The 15,671-nt window shown below is 39.4% G+C and carries 11 protein-coding genes; 6 read left to right on the top strand and 5 right to left on the bottom strand.

Annotation, left to right across the window (positions count from 1 at the left end):
• Positions 1–638: 638 nt before the first annotated feature.
• Positions 639–1,997 (bottom strand): PQQ-binding-like beta-propeller repeat protein, encoded by a 1,359-nt coding sequence (locus R2R28_RS05275; protein WP_316824661.1) that lies wholly within the window; start codon positions 1,995–1,997, stop codon positions 639–641.
• Positions 1,998–2,459: 462 nt separating this feature from the next.
• Here R2R28_RS05275 and R2R28_RS05280 point away from each other — a divergent pair, with 462 nt between their 5' ends.
• The 3 genes from R2R28_RS05280 (at position 2,460) to R2R28_RS05290 (ending at position 4,947) form a co-directional block, all read left to right on the top strand.
• A complete protein-coding gene (locus R2R28_RS05280; protein WP_316824662.1) occupies positions 2,460–2,726 on the top strand; it encodes a helix-turn-helix transcriptional regulator in 267 nt (88 codons plus the stop codon).
• 3 nt (positions 2,727–2,729) lie between these two features.
• Entirely contained in the window at positions 2,730–4,001 is a 1,272-nt protein-coding gene (locus tag R2R28_RS05285; protein WP_316824663.1) for a type II toxin-antitoxin system HipA family toxin, read from the top strand.
• 592 nt (positions 4,002–4,593) lie between these two features.
• A complete protein-coding gene (locus R2R28_RS05290; RefSeq protein WP_410479157.1) occupies positions 4,594–4,947 on the top strand; it encodes a transposase in 354 nt (117 codons plus the stop codon).
• A gap of 136 nt (positions 4,948–5,083) precedes the next feature.
• On the opposite strand, the gene R2R28_RS05295 is transcribed toward R2R28_RS05290, so the two are convergent.
• Genes R2R28_RS05295 through R2R28_RS05305 form a run of 3 tightly spaced genes read right to left on the bottom strand, consistent with a single transcriptional unit; the run spans position 5,084 to position 8,266 of the window.
• Complete coding sequence (locus R2R28_RS05295) at positions 5,084–6,736, bottom strand: protein-disulfide reductase DsbD family protein (protein ID WP_316824664.1); 1,653 nt, start codon at positions 6,734–6,736, stop codon at positions 5,084–5,086.
• Positions 6,737–6,743: 7 nt separating this feature from the next.
• Positions 6,744–7,193, bottom strand: coding sequence for a protein-disulfide reductase DsbD domain-containing protein (locus tag R2R28_RS05300; RefSeq protein WP_316824665.1), 450 nt, complete (start codon positions 7,191–7,193; stop codon positions 6,744–6,746).
• Positions 7,194–7,219: 26 nt separating this feature from the next.
• The gene (locus tag R2R28_RS05305; protein WP_316824666.1) at positions 7,220–8,266 is read right to left on the bottom strand and encodes a PLP-dependent cysteine synthase family protein; all 1,047 of its coding nucleotides are present in this window, start codon (positions 8,264–8,266) and stop codon (positions 7,220–7,222) included.
• Between the two features lie 197 nt (positions 8,267–8,463).
• Here R2R28_RS05305 and R2R28_RS05310 point away from each other — a divergent pair, with 197 nt between their 5' ends.
• Positions 8,464–8,931, top strand: a complete 468-nt coding sequence (locus R2R28_RS05310; RefSeq protein ID WP_316824667.1) for an Lrp/AsnC family transcriptional regulator — start codon at positions 8,464–8,466, stop codon at positions 8,929–8,931.
• A gap of 381 nt (positions 8,932–9,312) precedes the next feature.
• Complete coding sequence (locus tag R2R28_RS05315; protein ID WP_316824668.1) at positions 9,313–11,001, top strand: DUF6377 domain-containing protein; 1,689 nt, start codon at positions 9,313–9,315, stop codon at positions 10,999–11,001.
• Here the strand turns inward: R2R28_RS05315 and R2R28_RS05320 are convergent.
• Positions 10,991–12,313 (bottom strand): alpha-amylase family glycosyl hydrolase, encoded by a 1,323-nt coding sequence (locus R2R28_RS05320; RefSeq protein ID WP_316824669.1) that lies wholly within the window; start codon positions 12,311–12,313, stop codon positions 10,991–10,993. The two genes, R2R28_RS05315 and R2R28_RS05320, sit on opposite strands and share 11 nt — an antisense overlap.
• A gap of 402 nt (positions 12,314–12,715) precedes the next feature.
• On the opposite strand from R2R28_RS05320, the gene R2R28_RS05325 reads away from it, so the two are divergent.
• Complete coding sequence (locus R2R28_RS05325) at positions 12,716–15,670, top strand: SusC/RagA family TonB-linked outer membrane protein (protein ID WP_316824670.1); 2,955 nt, start codon at positions 12,716–12,718, stop codon at positions 15,668–15,670.
• The last annotated feature ends 1 nt before the right edge of the window (position 15,671 follow it).

Here is a 15,671-nt window from a genome sequence, read left to right on the forward strand (position 1 = left end):
TACATTGTTTTCTTGACGATGGATATTTCACAGATTACCCGCAAATGATATAAATGCTAAAATTTTTCACAGTCCATTTTCAGTTCTAGTCCTGAATTGGCCTAGATGGTATTTTTAGTCCGTTCATCGTTATTCATTTATTCGAAAAGTATAGAGTTCTTTTTATCCATTTCAAATTATTAATACACTTTTGTCTCATATTTCAGAAAAAGAAAATATTATCCAGCTTGTCAGATAATTTTTCCGCGAATAGGAGTGAAAGCAGCTGTCTCGTCAGGAAAAGTCTTTACAGTTGGGAGCTGTTAATACTAAGTATTCTTTACAATTGTTATTTCGTCCGGTTCAGGCTTTACATTGACTTGGTATTTCAGGAGAAGATCGCTTTTATTTATCTGGATGATCTGAATGGGATTAAGTTGCTGTATATTTTAACGAAACACGGGCGCGCAACTTATTGAGGCATGTTACGGATGGAAATAAAAGAACTTTATAATACACTTACAGCCGAAGGATGCGTTCGGTTTGATATCGTTGAAATTGAAGGTTCTTGGCATGGCATGTCTTTTTAAATAACGCCAAGCTGGACATATTCTTCGCAGAAGTATCAACTTTCAAAGCACTGATCGTATATCTGGATATTAATTGTCTTTGGTAACCAGTTGGATATTTGCCTTACTTTCGGGTTCTTCTGTTTTCAGTTCGGAAACCGGGATGAGTTTGAAGTTTTTATCAATTTTGGAAATCCTCACCAAACCATTTTGACTTAAGTATAGTAGGCTTGTCTCTGTTTCCCTGATGATATTGGAAATTGGTTCCTCCGGCGGCTTAACACTATGGAGCAGTTTTCCATCCTCGGGATCAATGGTAAAGAGGTTGTCCTTCATGTATCCGTAAATCTGGCCATCGATCATGTTAAGGCTGACCACTTCGTCTTTTGCAAGATCCGTCTTCCATAGCTGTTTTCCATCCGCCGCGCTTATGCCATATATAGAAGTTGCCTTTGAGTCGGGATTCGCTTTTCCGGCCATATAAATAGTGCCTTTATCGATGATAATATTTTCACCCACACCGTACTGGTTATCGGAAAGTTTAAACTCCCAGTCTATTGAAGAATCTGCATCGGGATTTATGGCATATAGGGTATTGCTTTCGTCGGTAGCGTACAGTCGTTTTCCATCAGCCACCATACTGGCATACATTGCCTTTGTAAAGTTTCTTTGCCAGGCGGGTTTGCCTGTCTGTGCTTGGAACTTATATATATAAGGGGCATTATTGATGTAAATGCCATCTCCAATGATTACAGGGGGATAAATATTAAATTCGTACTGGAGTTCATAGTTCCAGGCCATTGAGCCATTTTTTTTATTGATCGCATAAAGGTTACTGTTTCTGGCGGCAATAAAAATTTGGTCGTTGTTGATGGTTGCATTCTGCCTGGTCAGTAAACTTTTATCACGGCGCAGGCCGATCTTGTCTTTCCAGTAAACAGAACCCGTGTTTACATCAAGTGCTGCTAGTGTGCCGTCTATGTAGGGTACATAGAGTGTGGCACCATTTACATTGAACCTGTTGCTGCCACTGCTTGTAATCCCCGTTTCCAGATAGCGCCAGTTTATAGTCTGCTGATCCAGGTCATAAGAGAAAATTTTTCCGTTGCTTCCATAAATAAGTAAAGCATTGCTGGTGATCTTTTTTTCTGTGTCCACTTTAAGGATCAGATTGTTCAGTACAATATCATCTTCACTCAGTACCGCATTATTGGAATATTGATTGAATTTGGCATTACGTTTTTCTGCATGTACCGCATTCGAGCCAATATTCGCTGGCTCACCCACTTCCGCCTTCTTTTTTGATGGCTCTTCATATTTTATCATGGGCGCGGGCTTTCTGATCTTAAGTGGGGCAGGCTTCTTAATGGCAGATGATACTTTCTTTTGGGCGTCACAGGTTCCGGTGACAATAAAAAGTGGCAATAACAGGTGAAATATTTTATTCATAGCTGGTTTCTGAAATTCCTGGATGCTCTGCAAAAATCCCACCAAAGTTGTTTTTGCCACAATTTAAAATGGGAGCCTGCTAACCGGGACGCGTCATGAAAAATTCCAAAAACAGGCCAATGAATTACTGATGCATCTTTACCGGATAGCTAAAAAAGAAAATTTAGTTTCCGCTCTGTTTGGTAAACCAACAGGTGACGCACATGTGGGGGCTTTGGATGATATAAAATGGATGTTTTCTGAATGTCCCACTTTGAATATCCTACAGTACGGTCGCTATTGAAGATTTAAAGTTTAATGGATAAAAGCATATTATAATGTGCTTTTTTGTTCTTTTTAGTTGAAATAGCATATTATAATATGCTATTTTATTCTTGTGTTAATTTATAAAAAAAAAAGCACATTATATTATGCATTATCTTGTTAAATCATTATTTTAGCATATTATAATATGCTAAAATAATGATTTTAGATAGTTTAACAGTTTATGATGCGAAAATCCATATCGCAGAACTCAGTAAGGTATTACGCGCCTATCAGGGCATTTCACAGGATCAGCTTGCTGAGGATTTAGACATGTCAAGAGTCACCATTCAGAATCTCGAGCGTCCAAAGAATGTTACCCTTGATACTTTTTTAAAGGTTTTGGAGCGCTTTGAACTGCTTGAAAAATTTGACAGTTTTATCCTCGAGAATATTGAAGATAAGAATATTACTCCATTATACTAAGCTATGGCAAAAAACGATATTATAGCTGTACGCGCCTTTGGTGAGGAAATCGGAAAGGTCGGTTATGACGAAAATCAGAGACGGTCTACTTTTCAGTATCATCCGGATTTTCTTAAAAGTGGCAGATATAGCAATCTTTTTCCAAATATCATCAAACGTATCCCGAATGCACAGGTATTCCGGAACTATGATCACGATAACTTCCGTGGACTGCCGCCAATGATCGCCGATTCCTTGCCGGATATGTTTGGAAATACAATTTTTAAGGCCTGGATGGATGCCAGTCATAAGGATTTTGAACAGATCAGCGTAATTGAACAGCTTGCCTATGTATCAAATAGAGGTATGGGTGCATTAGAATATTTTCCGAGTAAGGTAATACCAAAAGATGCGACCATAAACCTGGATGAAATCGTTGCCGTACTGGAAAAGGTACTGTTCGATAAAGGGAAGACCAAAGAGGATAGCCTCAGCTGTGCCTCCCTCTTTAATATCTTTAACATTGGGACTTCTGCAGGCGGTGCACGGCCAAAGATATTGATCTCGGAAGATAAAAATAGTCATAAAATCATCCCTGGAGACCTTGAATATTCCGCGGACTATAACCATTACCTCGTCAAATTATCTGTTGCAGAGGAGCTGGCCTACAGCAGGGAGGCCCTTGAGTATGCCTATTACCTCACAGCAGTAGAGGCCGGGATCAATATGATGGATAGCCATATGATAGATGGGAAACATTTTGCCACCAAACGTTTCGATAGACAGGAGGGCAAAAAGCAGCATATCCTTACCGCAACCGGTATGACCGGTTGGGCCTATTCAGGCGATCCTAAAAGATCAAGCTATGAAAACCTTTTTACACTGGCAAGGTTCTTAAAGCTGACCCATCGGGAAATAGAACAGCTCTACCGGAGAATGGTCTTCAATGTGGTGTACGCCAACTTTGATGACCATATGAAGAACCATTCGTTCATTTACGATGAACAACATGATCTCTGGCAATTGGCTCCAGCCTATGACCTGACCTATTCGCTCAATCCGATGATCAACGTCATACGTAACAACCGTGTACTTTCAATCAATAATAAAAGATCTGATATTTTTTTGCAAGACCTGCTCCAGGTCGCTGAAAAATTTACAGTCAAAAATCCTAAAGGGACAATCGAAGAGGTTCAGTCTGTCTCCGGGTTCTGGGAGAAGCAACTCCATGAGCAAGGACTGCCGGAAAAGGTGGTGAGTAAAATCGTCCGCGACCACCAGAATTTCGAACTGTAACCAAAGCTAAAAATAAAGCCAAATTATGACCACACTATACGTGCTGCATATATGCTATTAGCATATTAGTAAAACATAGGCATTAGGTCTTAAGAATGCAAACAGGAAGTTTTTTCTTGTTTGCGTTTCTTGTTTTGGTGGGTACAAGATTCCTGTTTTGGGGATAAGATTTGCCCTGGTCTTTAAAACAAAGCTAAATAGGTCTTTAAAACAAAGATGAAAAAATTTACTCCAATTTATTTTTGTACCAACGGAATAAATTAAAATGGATAGTAACAATTGTGGGGGCGCGTTGCAGCAGCCGATAGGTTTGGCTTTAATGCAAAGACCAGTTGGATTCTGCGCTTTTGATGTTTTCGAGGGTCGTTGAGCTAAAACCCCATACCTAGCTGCACGCTGAGCTTTTTCGATCTTGGAAATTATCCTTTTGTAGTTGGATATGGATCCTTCACCAAAAGTAATGATGAACTACTTTCGATGAAATACACACTCATAAAAACAGAAACAATTTTTTTAAAATACATTAAAGGAACACCCCATGAACGAGCAATCCGCTTAAAGGATATGTTGAAAAATAAATAGAACATATTATATGGATCATAGGGAACCCTTGAAAAGAGAAGGATTCTTGAAGAAAATATTCGGTAAGCTGTTTGGCGACAAAGGATATATATCCAAACAGCTGTTTGAAATACTTTTCAGCGATGGCGTACATTTGGTAACGGGCATTCGTAACAGAATGAAAAACAGCTTAATGAGCATGAACGATGAGATTATGCTGAGAAAAAGGTCTGTCATAGAAACTGTAAATGATGAGCTTAAAAACATTTGTCAGATTGAACATTCAAGACATCGCTCATTCATTAATTTCGTAGTTAATATTTTGGCTGGATTGGCGGCATATAGTTTTTTTCCGAAAAACCATCAATCAAATATCAAACTGTAAAAACTAATCAATTGCACGCATTTTAATAGTCGAACTCAGGTTTATAAAGGGGCATGCTATCCGGCAATGCCCCTAAGTCTAATTGTCACTACACCTAAAATTCTACAGGACTTCTAAAACCTGCAGTCTCTTTTCTCTACTTGTTAAAGGTTATTAAACCACCTTTTAGGAATTTTTTATAATTGGCTACTTCGTAATCTGCGCCTTGTGGTTGTGCCAATAATGTTTCTGTTTTAGGATCGAGCAATACATAAAAAGGTTGCGAATTGGATTGGAATTTCCTGGCCTGCAGATCGCTCCATTTTTTGCCAATGGTATTCAGTTTTCTTCCTTCCGGTGTAATAACAAGATCTGCCGGGGCGAGTTCAGATTTGTCATCCACATACAATTGGATCAGTACATAATCATTGCTGATCATTTTATATACGTCCTGATCCGGCCAAACATTGGCTTCCATTTTTCTGCAGTTTACGCAGGCGTGGCCGGTAAAATCGATCAGCACAGGTTTGTTGAGCTTTTTTGCAACAACTAAACCTTCGTTGTAATCGAAATAGGCATTGAGTTTTAATGGTGCGTGGAATTTATCTGCATATTTGTGCGGGCCATCATTTGTAGCCGTTTGTTTTCCTGCCAATAATCCTGTGGTGTAGAGATCGAAATCCTGTGTTTCCTGTGGAGGAAGAAAGGCAGATACACTGCGTAAAGGCGCCCCCCACATGCCCGGGATCAGGTAGATGGTAAAAGCTAAAACTACGGTAGCCAGAAAAAGCCTGGGTACAGAAATAAAGGCCAGCGGACTATCATGAGCAAATTTCAGTTTGCCCAAAAGGTAAATTCCCATCATCCCGAAAATGACGATCCAAAGGCTTAAGAATATTTCCCTGTCGAACCATTCCCAGTGATAGGCGAGATCTACATTGCTCAAGAATTTTAAGGCAAAAGCCAGCTCCAGAAAACCCAGTACTACTTTTACACTGTTTAACCAACCACCAGATTTTGGCAGTTTATTCATCGCTGATGGAAATAATGCAAATAAAGCGAAAGGAATAGCGAGTGCCAGCGAAAAGCCAAACATGCCAATTGCCGGACCTAAAAGTGCACCCGTGGTTGCTGCCTGAACCAGTAAAGTGCCGATAATGGGGCCAGTGCAGGAGAAGGATACCAGTGCCAAAGTTCCAGCCATGAAAAACAGACCCGCTATACCACCTTTATCTGAATTGGCATCCATCTTATTTACCCATGAAGAGGGTAGGGTAATTTCGAAAGCCCCTAAAAAGGATGCCGCAAAAACAACCAGCAATAAGAAGAAGAAAAAATTAAAGATCCCATTTGTAGATAAGCTGTTTAAAGCATCGGCACCAAAAATTACCGTTACCAAAAGGCCAAGTACTACATAGATTAAAATGATGAAAAAGCCATAAAGCGCTGCACGCCGAAAAGCTTTCCCCTTTTCTGATCCCTTAGTAAAAAAACTTACCGTTAAGGGCAACATAGGGAAGATGCAGGGCATTAGCAGTGCCGCTAAACCGCCAACAAAACCTGCAATAAAAATCCCCCATAATGTTTTGTGTTCTTCCTTTGGCTGAGCAATAGCTTTTTGAACAGTTGCAGCAGCAGCAACCCTTGTTTTCAGGTTAGTGTCGGCCGTTTTAACCGTACTATCAACCGTTTCGGGCTTAATTTCTGTAAAAGTTAAGTCGTCGGTACCGGTGCTGTCCTGTGCATATGCCCCAAATGATAGGGCACAGAGACACAGCAAGCCGAGACAGATTTTCTTTAAGGATATCATATGCTTGTTATTTTACAGGAATACTAAAATCTACCTGTTCTGGTGGTAAACATTGTTTATCATCGCATACCATAAATTCTACACTGCCTTTCACGGTTGCACTTTTGCTTTTTAACTTTACCTTTTGTTGAAACACGACCGATTTTTCGAAATAACTTACATCCATTTTAAAAGTAGATTCATACTTGGTAATGGCTTTTGGTTCGGTAGTGGTACCAACTAAGGTATAAGCGGCCGACGACGGGAAAGTGAAGGTTGTTTTAACCGGTCCGCCATCTTTAACAAATTGCGAGTATAAATGCCAGCCCTGATCTACAGTGGCCTTAATAAATATAGTAGCTGTGGTGGCACTTGTTTTTTTCGCTGCGTAACTCCAGGTTACCGGTTTTAAAATTTGGCTGTATGCACTGAACTTGATCAGGCATAGGGCACAGAATAAAAAAGTGATTTTTTTCATGTTGTGGTTTAATTGGTTTATGTTGATTATTTTAATCTGCTAAAGGCCTGGTAATCGATAAAATCGACTTCAGGTGTGAGGTACCCGGCTTTAATTGGTTCTACTTTCATTAAATCGGTACTTAAATATTTTTTGTTGCTATCCGAAAAAATGGTCACTACGCAGTTTTCTATCCCCATTTTTTGCTGTTGTTTGATGGCGCCGATCACATTTGCGCCTGATGATATACCTACTGCCAAACCTAATTTTTCGGCTAGTTTTTGCGCCATCAGTATGGCATCGCCATCATTAACCTGTATCACTTCATCCAGTTCGCTTAGTTTCACAATTTCGGGGATAAACTCATCAGAAATCCCCTGGATCCGATGACTGCCTACTTTATAACCAGTAGTTAGTGTTGGCGATTCTGCAGGTTCTAATGGATGTATTTTAATGCCGGCATTTTGTTTTCTTAAAAAATTGCCTACCCCCATAATGGTTCCACCTGTGCCCACGCCGGCAACAAAAGCGTTAGGGGAAATGTTTTTCAAACGTAACTGCTCCCAAATTTCTTTACCTGTGGTGTGCTCGTGAGCCTCGGGGTTGGCCATGTTCTCGAACTGTTTGGGTAAAAAGATATTCGGATTGTTGGCCGCCATAAATTCTGCAAGTTGAATACTGCCGATAAAGCCGCCCTCTTCTTTGCTGATCAGAATAATTTCGGCCCCTAAACTTTTAATAATATCCATGCGCTCTTTACTCAGCCAGTTGGGCATAATAATCGTAACGGGATGCCCTAATGCTTTGCCAATGGCCGCAAATGCAATTCCGGTATTGCCGCTCGTAGCTTCAACAATCCTGTCGCCAGCTTTAATCTTACCTTCGGCATATGCTTTTTTTAAGGTATAAAGTGCCATCCTGTCTTTAATGCTGCCTGTTAAGTTGTAATGTTCACATTTAACATAAATTTTGGCTACTCTGCCTTGGTAAGTGTAGCTGAGTTCGAGCATTGGAGTATTACCAACCAGAAGTGATAAATGTTCAAATTTTCCCGCTATGGCTGAAGTCATTTCATTTGCTGTTAATGTGATCATGGCTGTTTGTTAAATCGTTTGGCAAAACCCAAATGATTGATTTTTATTTCAGTAAAATTCTGTATTATAATTTTTTATGTCAATACATCTTGTTTTTTACAGAAATTTTCTGCTTTTTTGATAGATATTTAATCTTTATTTTAGTTTCGGCTTGTTTTTTAAATGACAATTATATTTTTTTTCAATTTATTCACAACATGATACACGGCGATTTAGACCAGGTTGATGTAGAAATCTTAAAATTATTGCAACGTGATGCCTCTTTAACCAATAAAGAAGTATCCTTGAAGCTGCATAAATCTATCGCCACCATACACGAACGCATCAGAAGATTAAAAGAACAAGGCTATATTAAAAGGATTGTGGCCATACTCGACCGCAAGAAAATCAACAGAAACCTGATTGCCTTTTCTCATGTATTGTTGAAAGAGCATAGTGCTAAAACTTTAATTGAATTCGAAACAGAAGTCTCTAAATTTGGGGAGGTAATGGAATGTTTGCAGATGACAGGTGCACATGATTTTATTCTCCGAATCGCAACGAAAGATATGGATGCCTATCACGAATTTCTTCGGAATAAACTGGCTACACTACCCAATATTACCACTGTTCAAAGCTACTTTGTATTATCTGAGCCTAAGAGTGAAACGGCTTACCCATTATAATTTTTAATTCTAAGCATCATCAATATCATTATTTTAGTCTGAGTTTGTTCTAAACAATATGGCCGCCTAATAACTGCAGTCCATGTTATAATTAATACTAAGAAGATTTGGACCTAATACTCGCAACTGTTTTATAGTTAACCGTTATGATCGGAACAGGACGACTTATGACCGGGTGCTCCGACCAAACTTTATCAATAAAAAGGAAAATGTTATCATCACCATCTACTCCGGGCGTATTCTTTCTTTTGTTGTCCTGTGGTACTTTTTTTGGAAATCAATCTGATTGATTTTATTTTTACATAAAATTTGATCATATTGCGCGGTTCGAACGCAGGTATCTTCCATGCATTCAACGCAATTACTAAGGACATGTTATCTGTGAAAAACACTGGCTGCTGCAATTTCGTATTCTTTCTTGCAATTCAACTGTTTGCCTGCCTTTCGGCCTCTGCCGATGTTGACAGTCTGCAGCAGGTCTTAAACAGTAAGCTATCTCAGCGCGGTGCATTTGATCAGAAAAAGGTGCTTTTTATAGAGGCAATCAGGGGCAACCTGAAACGTGACTATTCTTCGCTTACAAAGCGATATGATCATTATGAACAGCTTTTTGATGCCTACAAGTCGTACAATCATGATTCTGCATACGTTTATTGTAAAAAGCTGAACGCGAACGCCCGGTTGTTGAAAGATGACAAAAAGATAAACCTTTCAAAAATAAATATGGGACTTGTTCTGGTTTCTGCCGGGATGTTCAAAGAGGGGCTTGATACCCTGAAAATGGTTGACCTTGATAAACTTGATGCAAAGGAAAGATATGCCTACTTGTTCCTTCAGGCCAGGAGCAATTTTGATCTTGCAGATTATGATAAGATCAGCGATTACTATGCAAAATATAACACGGCAGGTCTTGGTTATTGCGATTCAATACTGAATTCTACTCAACCTTCGTCCTATGAATATCTTTCGGCTGAGGGATTAAAGTCGATAAGGCAGCAGCAATACTCCAAAGCTTCGGGTATTTATGAGCATATCCTTACGCTCAAACAGTCCTGCCAGGACAGCGCGGTAAACCTTGCCTGTTTGAGTTTTACATATTTTGAGCAGAAGAAAATGCAGCTAGGCCTTGAAATGCTGATCAAGGCTGCAATAATTGATAATTCACACTCTACGAAAGAAGGGGTCGCACTGACCAATCTTGCGAATTATCTTTATCAGCAGGGAGATGTCAAAACAGCATTCAGATACATCAATTATGCCATTGATGATGCCAATTTTTATGGTGCCAGGCATCGGGAAGCGCAGATCAGCAACATTATGCCCATTATCCAGAGTGAAAAAGTAAATGGGATAGAAAAGCAGAAGAACCTGTTAACGATATATGCCTCAACGATAACCCTGCTGATCATCATTGTGATTATATTTGCTTACATCACCTTGAGACAACTAAAAAAACTCAGGATAGCCGATCGCATAATTTTGGAAAAAAATGCTGACCTGAACAGTGCAAACCACTCCTTGACGTTACTCAATTCAGCCCTGGATAAATCAAATAAAACCCTTTCCCAAATCAATAACAAACTTGACGAGGCAAACCTGATCAAGGATGAGTATATAGGGTACTCTTTCAATATCCACTCCAGTTATATCGAAAAAATTGAAAAGTTGAAACGATCGGTAGAAAAAAATATCAAGGCCGAAAACTATAACGAGATTGGCCAGGTATTTAAAAAACTCAATACAGATCTGGAAAGGGAAAATCTTTCCCATAATTTTGACCGGGTATTTTTAAACCTGTTCCCAAATTTCGTGAATGATTTTAATGCACTTTTTATTACAGACTACCACATTGAATTTCCTGATGAACATCTGCTCAGTACTGAACTGAGGATATTTGCCCTGATCAGGCTGGGGATCGATGAAAATGAAACCATCGCAAAAATCCTTAACTATTCGGTAAATACCATTTATACGTATAAAACAAAGGTTAAAAACCGTTCTTTCGTCCCAAATGAAGAATTTGAAGATAAAATAATGCAGATCAGGGCGGTAAAAGTACCTAATGACTGATTACAAGGTAACTGTAAGGTTGCAAAACCACCTGATCTGAAAGCTTAAATGGTAAACCTGTAAATGCATCTGTCCACTTTTGCTTTTTAAGTTTTTGAGGAACAGTGAATTGAACCGGCTTATTTCTTAAGTTAGACAGTACAAAAAATGCTTTACCTTTTTTCTCCTTAATAAATGCGCAGATATCATCAGTAGCGTAAGATTTTACCTTGCCATTTCTCAGCGCCTCGTTTTTGTTGCGCAAAGCGATAATTTTTTTGTACTCGGCTGTTAGGGATGGGTTCAAACTCCAGTCGATATTTTTTCCTGTAAATGGAAAAACGAGCCTGTAAGGTGTGCCAACTTCCTGTCCGTTATAAATCAAGGGAACACTGTTCATATATGTGGATACGATAAAAGCGGCGATTGCACCTCTTTCTCCACCAAACAATTCCTGCGGTGTCCCATCCGAACCGTTTACATCATGATTGGTGGTGTAGCGTACAATCTGCTGGCCATTTTTTGCCCCCTTGTGTTCTGCTTTATTTAAGCTATCTATCAATTTTGCAGATTTGCCACGGGTATATATTTCTTTCATTCCTTCAAAAAAGGCGAAACCGAAATTATAATCGAAACCTGCTTGATAATGGTTGCTTCTTTTACCTTCAGCAAGCATGAGCAGTTTATGGTTCGGGATTTTTCTAAGGGATGTTATTGCTTGTTTCCAAAAATCAAAGGGTGGCCCATCAGCATAATCGCACCTGAAACCATCAACATTAGCCGCTCTCACCCAATATTCCATGGAAGAGATCATTTCTTTTCTCATATCCATATTCTTAAAGTTAAGCTGGGCAACGTCCCGCCAGCCTGTTCTTGGTGGACTTATAATTCTGCCGGTACTGTCCTGGAGATACCATGATCTGTTTTTTATCCATATATGATCATAAGAAGTATGGTTGGGTACCCAATCAAGTATAACAGACATCTGTTTCTGGTGTATGGTTTCAACCAATAGTTTAAGGTCGGCCAGGTTACCGAATTCTGGATTTACTGATCGATAATCGCTGACGCAATAAGGAGAATTTACCGAATTTAGTTTGCCGATAGGGTAGATTGGCATGAGGTAGACCACATTGATCCCCAAATTTTTAATAGAGTCGACGCGTTTGATAACACCTCTTAAATTTCCTTCCTTACTAAAGGTTCTGATGTTAACCTGATAGATGGTAGCATCACTGCGTTTAGGCAGAAATCTTTGGTTTTGCTGTGCCTGAGCAACTGGGGGCAGTAAAAATAAAATGGAAAGGGTTAGCAGGTTTTTAATGGCTCGCATTGTTTTTTGATATTTCTGAAACACCAAGATACGGTTGCCTGAAATGAAATGTAAGCCTAAAGTTAGCTGATATAGAAATTATATGGCAGCAATTTGTACAAGTTTCTTAAAATAAGGTATTTGCACGGGTATCATAACGTAATAAATATGAATCAAAAAGAGCCTAATGGTGAAATATCAATCATTTTAAAGAACTAAAACAATCTGATAGATCTATATAATTTTTGATTTGAATTTGACTTATTTTGTTGATAATCAATTACTTGATTGATGTGTGGTTTCGATATTTTTAATATTCACATTTTGCCATATTGATAGTAGGTCAAATCCTCAGTTACTTTGATGAACAAACCAACAGCTAACGGCTGAATATTAATAATTGATAACCAAATATAATTCTCTATGAAACAAGTTTACTTGTACAAGTATGGTCTGGCCATTCTGGCCCTTCTTTTTTCCATCAATGCATTTGCACAGAGCAGCTCCTATAAAGGTCGGGTTGTAGACGAACGAAACCTGCCATTACCCGGAGTGAGCATAAAAGTAAAAGAAACAGCTCAAGGTATAACTAGCGACAACGAAGGTAACTTTCAGTTTACTTCAACCAATAAAGGTCCGCTTACCCTGAATATTAGCTATGTTGGCTATGATGCTATTGAAAAAAGTATTATTGCCGGACAGGACTTTACAGTGGCACTTGTGCCGGATACAAAATCGCTTTCAGAGGTTGTGGTAATTGGTTATGGTACCGTAAAAAAATCTGACGTAACAGGGGCAGTTTCTACAATAGGCAGTAAAGACCTCAACCCAGGTTCAGTAACCAATCCGCTTCAACAATTGGCAGGTAAAGCTGCCGGTGTAAATATTACACAAACAGGTAGCGAGCCAGGCACTTCACCTAGTGTTAGAATCAGGGGGATCACTTCATTAATTGGTGGAAATGATCCCTTAGTGGTTATTGATGGTATTCAAGGTAATATGGATCTTTTAACCCAGGTTCCTCCAAGCGAGATTGAATCTGTCGATATCCTTAAAGATGCATCAGCAACTGCAATTTACGGTTCGCGCGGTGCTCCTGGTGTAATCATTATTACAACAAGAAAAAGTAAAGCAGGTAAATCAAGCGTTGATTATACAGCAAATACCTCTATTGATGTGTTACCAAAAGGTTTAAAAACACTTGATGCCGATCAATGGTGGCAACAGGCACAGCTTTATAATGTTCCTGCATCAGCTAACCATGGCTCAAACACAGATTGGTACAACCTGTTAACACAAACTGGTGTTACGCAGAACCATACCATAGCTTTCGGGGGAGGTGCAAACAATTTTAATTACCGGGCCTCACTTTCAGCAATTCTGCAGACCGGTTCTGTGATTAAATCCAATTACAAAAATTACATTGGTAGAATCCAGGCAACCCAAAAGGCTTTAGATGACAAGTTGACCTTAACAATGAACCTGAACAATGGTATTAACAATACCAATTATAGTCCAACAGGAGTAGGCAGGGAAAGTTTCCGTTCAAACCTGATTTCAAATGCCTACGTAACAAGGCCAACAGATCCGGTTTACAATACCGATGGTAGCTATTATTCTGATCCGAATGTATTCCAGTACATCAATCCTTATGCAGTAGCCAATACAGTTGTAAATGAAAATCACATTAACAGTTTGTTTGGAAGTCTTCGTGCCGATCTTCAGTTATATAAGGGTTTAAGTGTTGGCTGGTTTGGTAGCTGGAGAAAAGTAGATGGAAACTCGGGATACTATCTTCCGGCTGCTTCTACAGTGTCTACAGCGATTGATAACCAAGGGATTGCTAATATTAACAATTATCACAATGATGAAAAGCTGATGGACATCAGTTTAAATTATAAGGTGAATTTTGGCGACCACAGCCTTGATGCTGTTGCCGTTTATGAAACCCAGGCGCAAACCTACAATGGAAACTTTGCCCAGGCAAAAGGATTTATCAATGATATTGCGACCTATAATGCGCTTCAGTTGGGCGACCTTTCCAAAGTTACCCCAGGCGACATTTCTTCGTACAAAAACGACAGAAGCCTGGTTTCATTTTTAGGGCGTATAAACTATTCATATAAAAACCGCTACCTCTTAACGGCAAGTTATAGGAGAGATGGTTCATCTGTATTTGGTGTAAACCATAAATGGGGCGATTTCCCATCTGGATCAATCGCATGGAAAATTGATGAAGAGTCTTTTATGAAAGATCAGCATATTTTTAGTACGCTTAAACTGCGTGGTGGATACGGTATAACTGGTAACCAGCAGGGGCTTTCCCCTCAGGGATCTTTACAATTGGTTGGGTATTCTGGTGTTACTTATTTTGGTGGCGCACCGATTACAAATTTCGTGGTGAGCCAAAATGCAAATCCAGACCTGCGTTGGGAAACACGTAAACAGACCAATATCGGTATTGATTTCGGATTGTTCAAAGGCCGTTTAACCGGAACAATTGATGCCTTTACTGCCACTACTGATAACCTATTGTTTGGTTACACCGTGCCTCAGCCACCTTTTCCATATCCAAACATTACGGCCAATGTTGGCAGTCTGTTAAACAAGGGCCTTGAGCTCTCTTTAAGCTATGATGTAATCAAAACCCAGAATACAACATTAACGCTGGCTGGTAACGGATCACTGTTGAAAAATAAAGTGCTTAGCTTAAGCGGTAGTATTGCGGGTGTACCACTGAATACAAATTACGTTCCCTGGGGTATAAATTCATACCTGATTGAAGGGATGCCGATCGGTAGTTTCAATATTTTACAGCATAAGGGCAAAGATGCCGCTAACGCCGAAACTGTTATCGATCAGAACGGTGATGGCATTATCGACCAGGGAAACCAAAGTCCTGATAGGGTGATTGAGGGATCTGCAATTCCAAAATATACTTATGCATTTACACCGAGTTTTAGGTATAAGAATTTTGATGCCTCTATGGTATGGCGAGGTTCTGGTGGAAATAAGATTTACAACACCATCAGGCCAAGCCTGAGTTATTTCGAGAATTTGGGTAAATCTAACGTATTAGAAAGCGCTGTACCACTTGGTCTTTATACCTCTCAGTACAGTTCAGATCTATGGTTGGAAAATGGTGCTTTCTTGAGATGGGAAAATCTATCATTCGGTTATACCGTGAAAACAGAAAAAATCAAATATGTAAGTTCACTAAGGCTATCCCTTACCGGATCTAACCTGTTGTTGATTACCAAATACACCGGGATTGATCCCGAACTTAATGTAAGTGGTGGTAGTGGTTCAGGTTCTGACGGAGGGATTTATCCAAGAACCAGAACATTCTCTCTGGGTTTAAATGTGGTTTTTAAATAGT

Source organism: Pedobacter miscanthi (genome assembly GCF_032678605.1).
GTDB classification, from domain to species: Bacteria; Bacteroidota; Bacteroidia; order Sphingobacteriales; family Sphingobacteriaceae; genus Pedobacter; species Pedobacter miscanthi_A.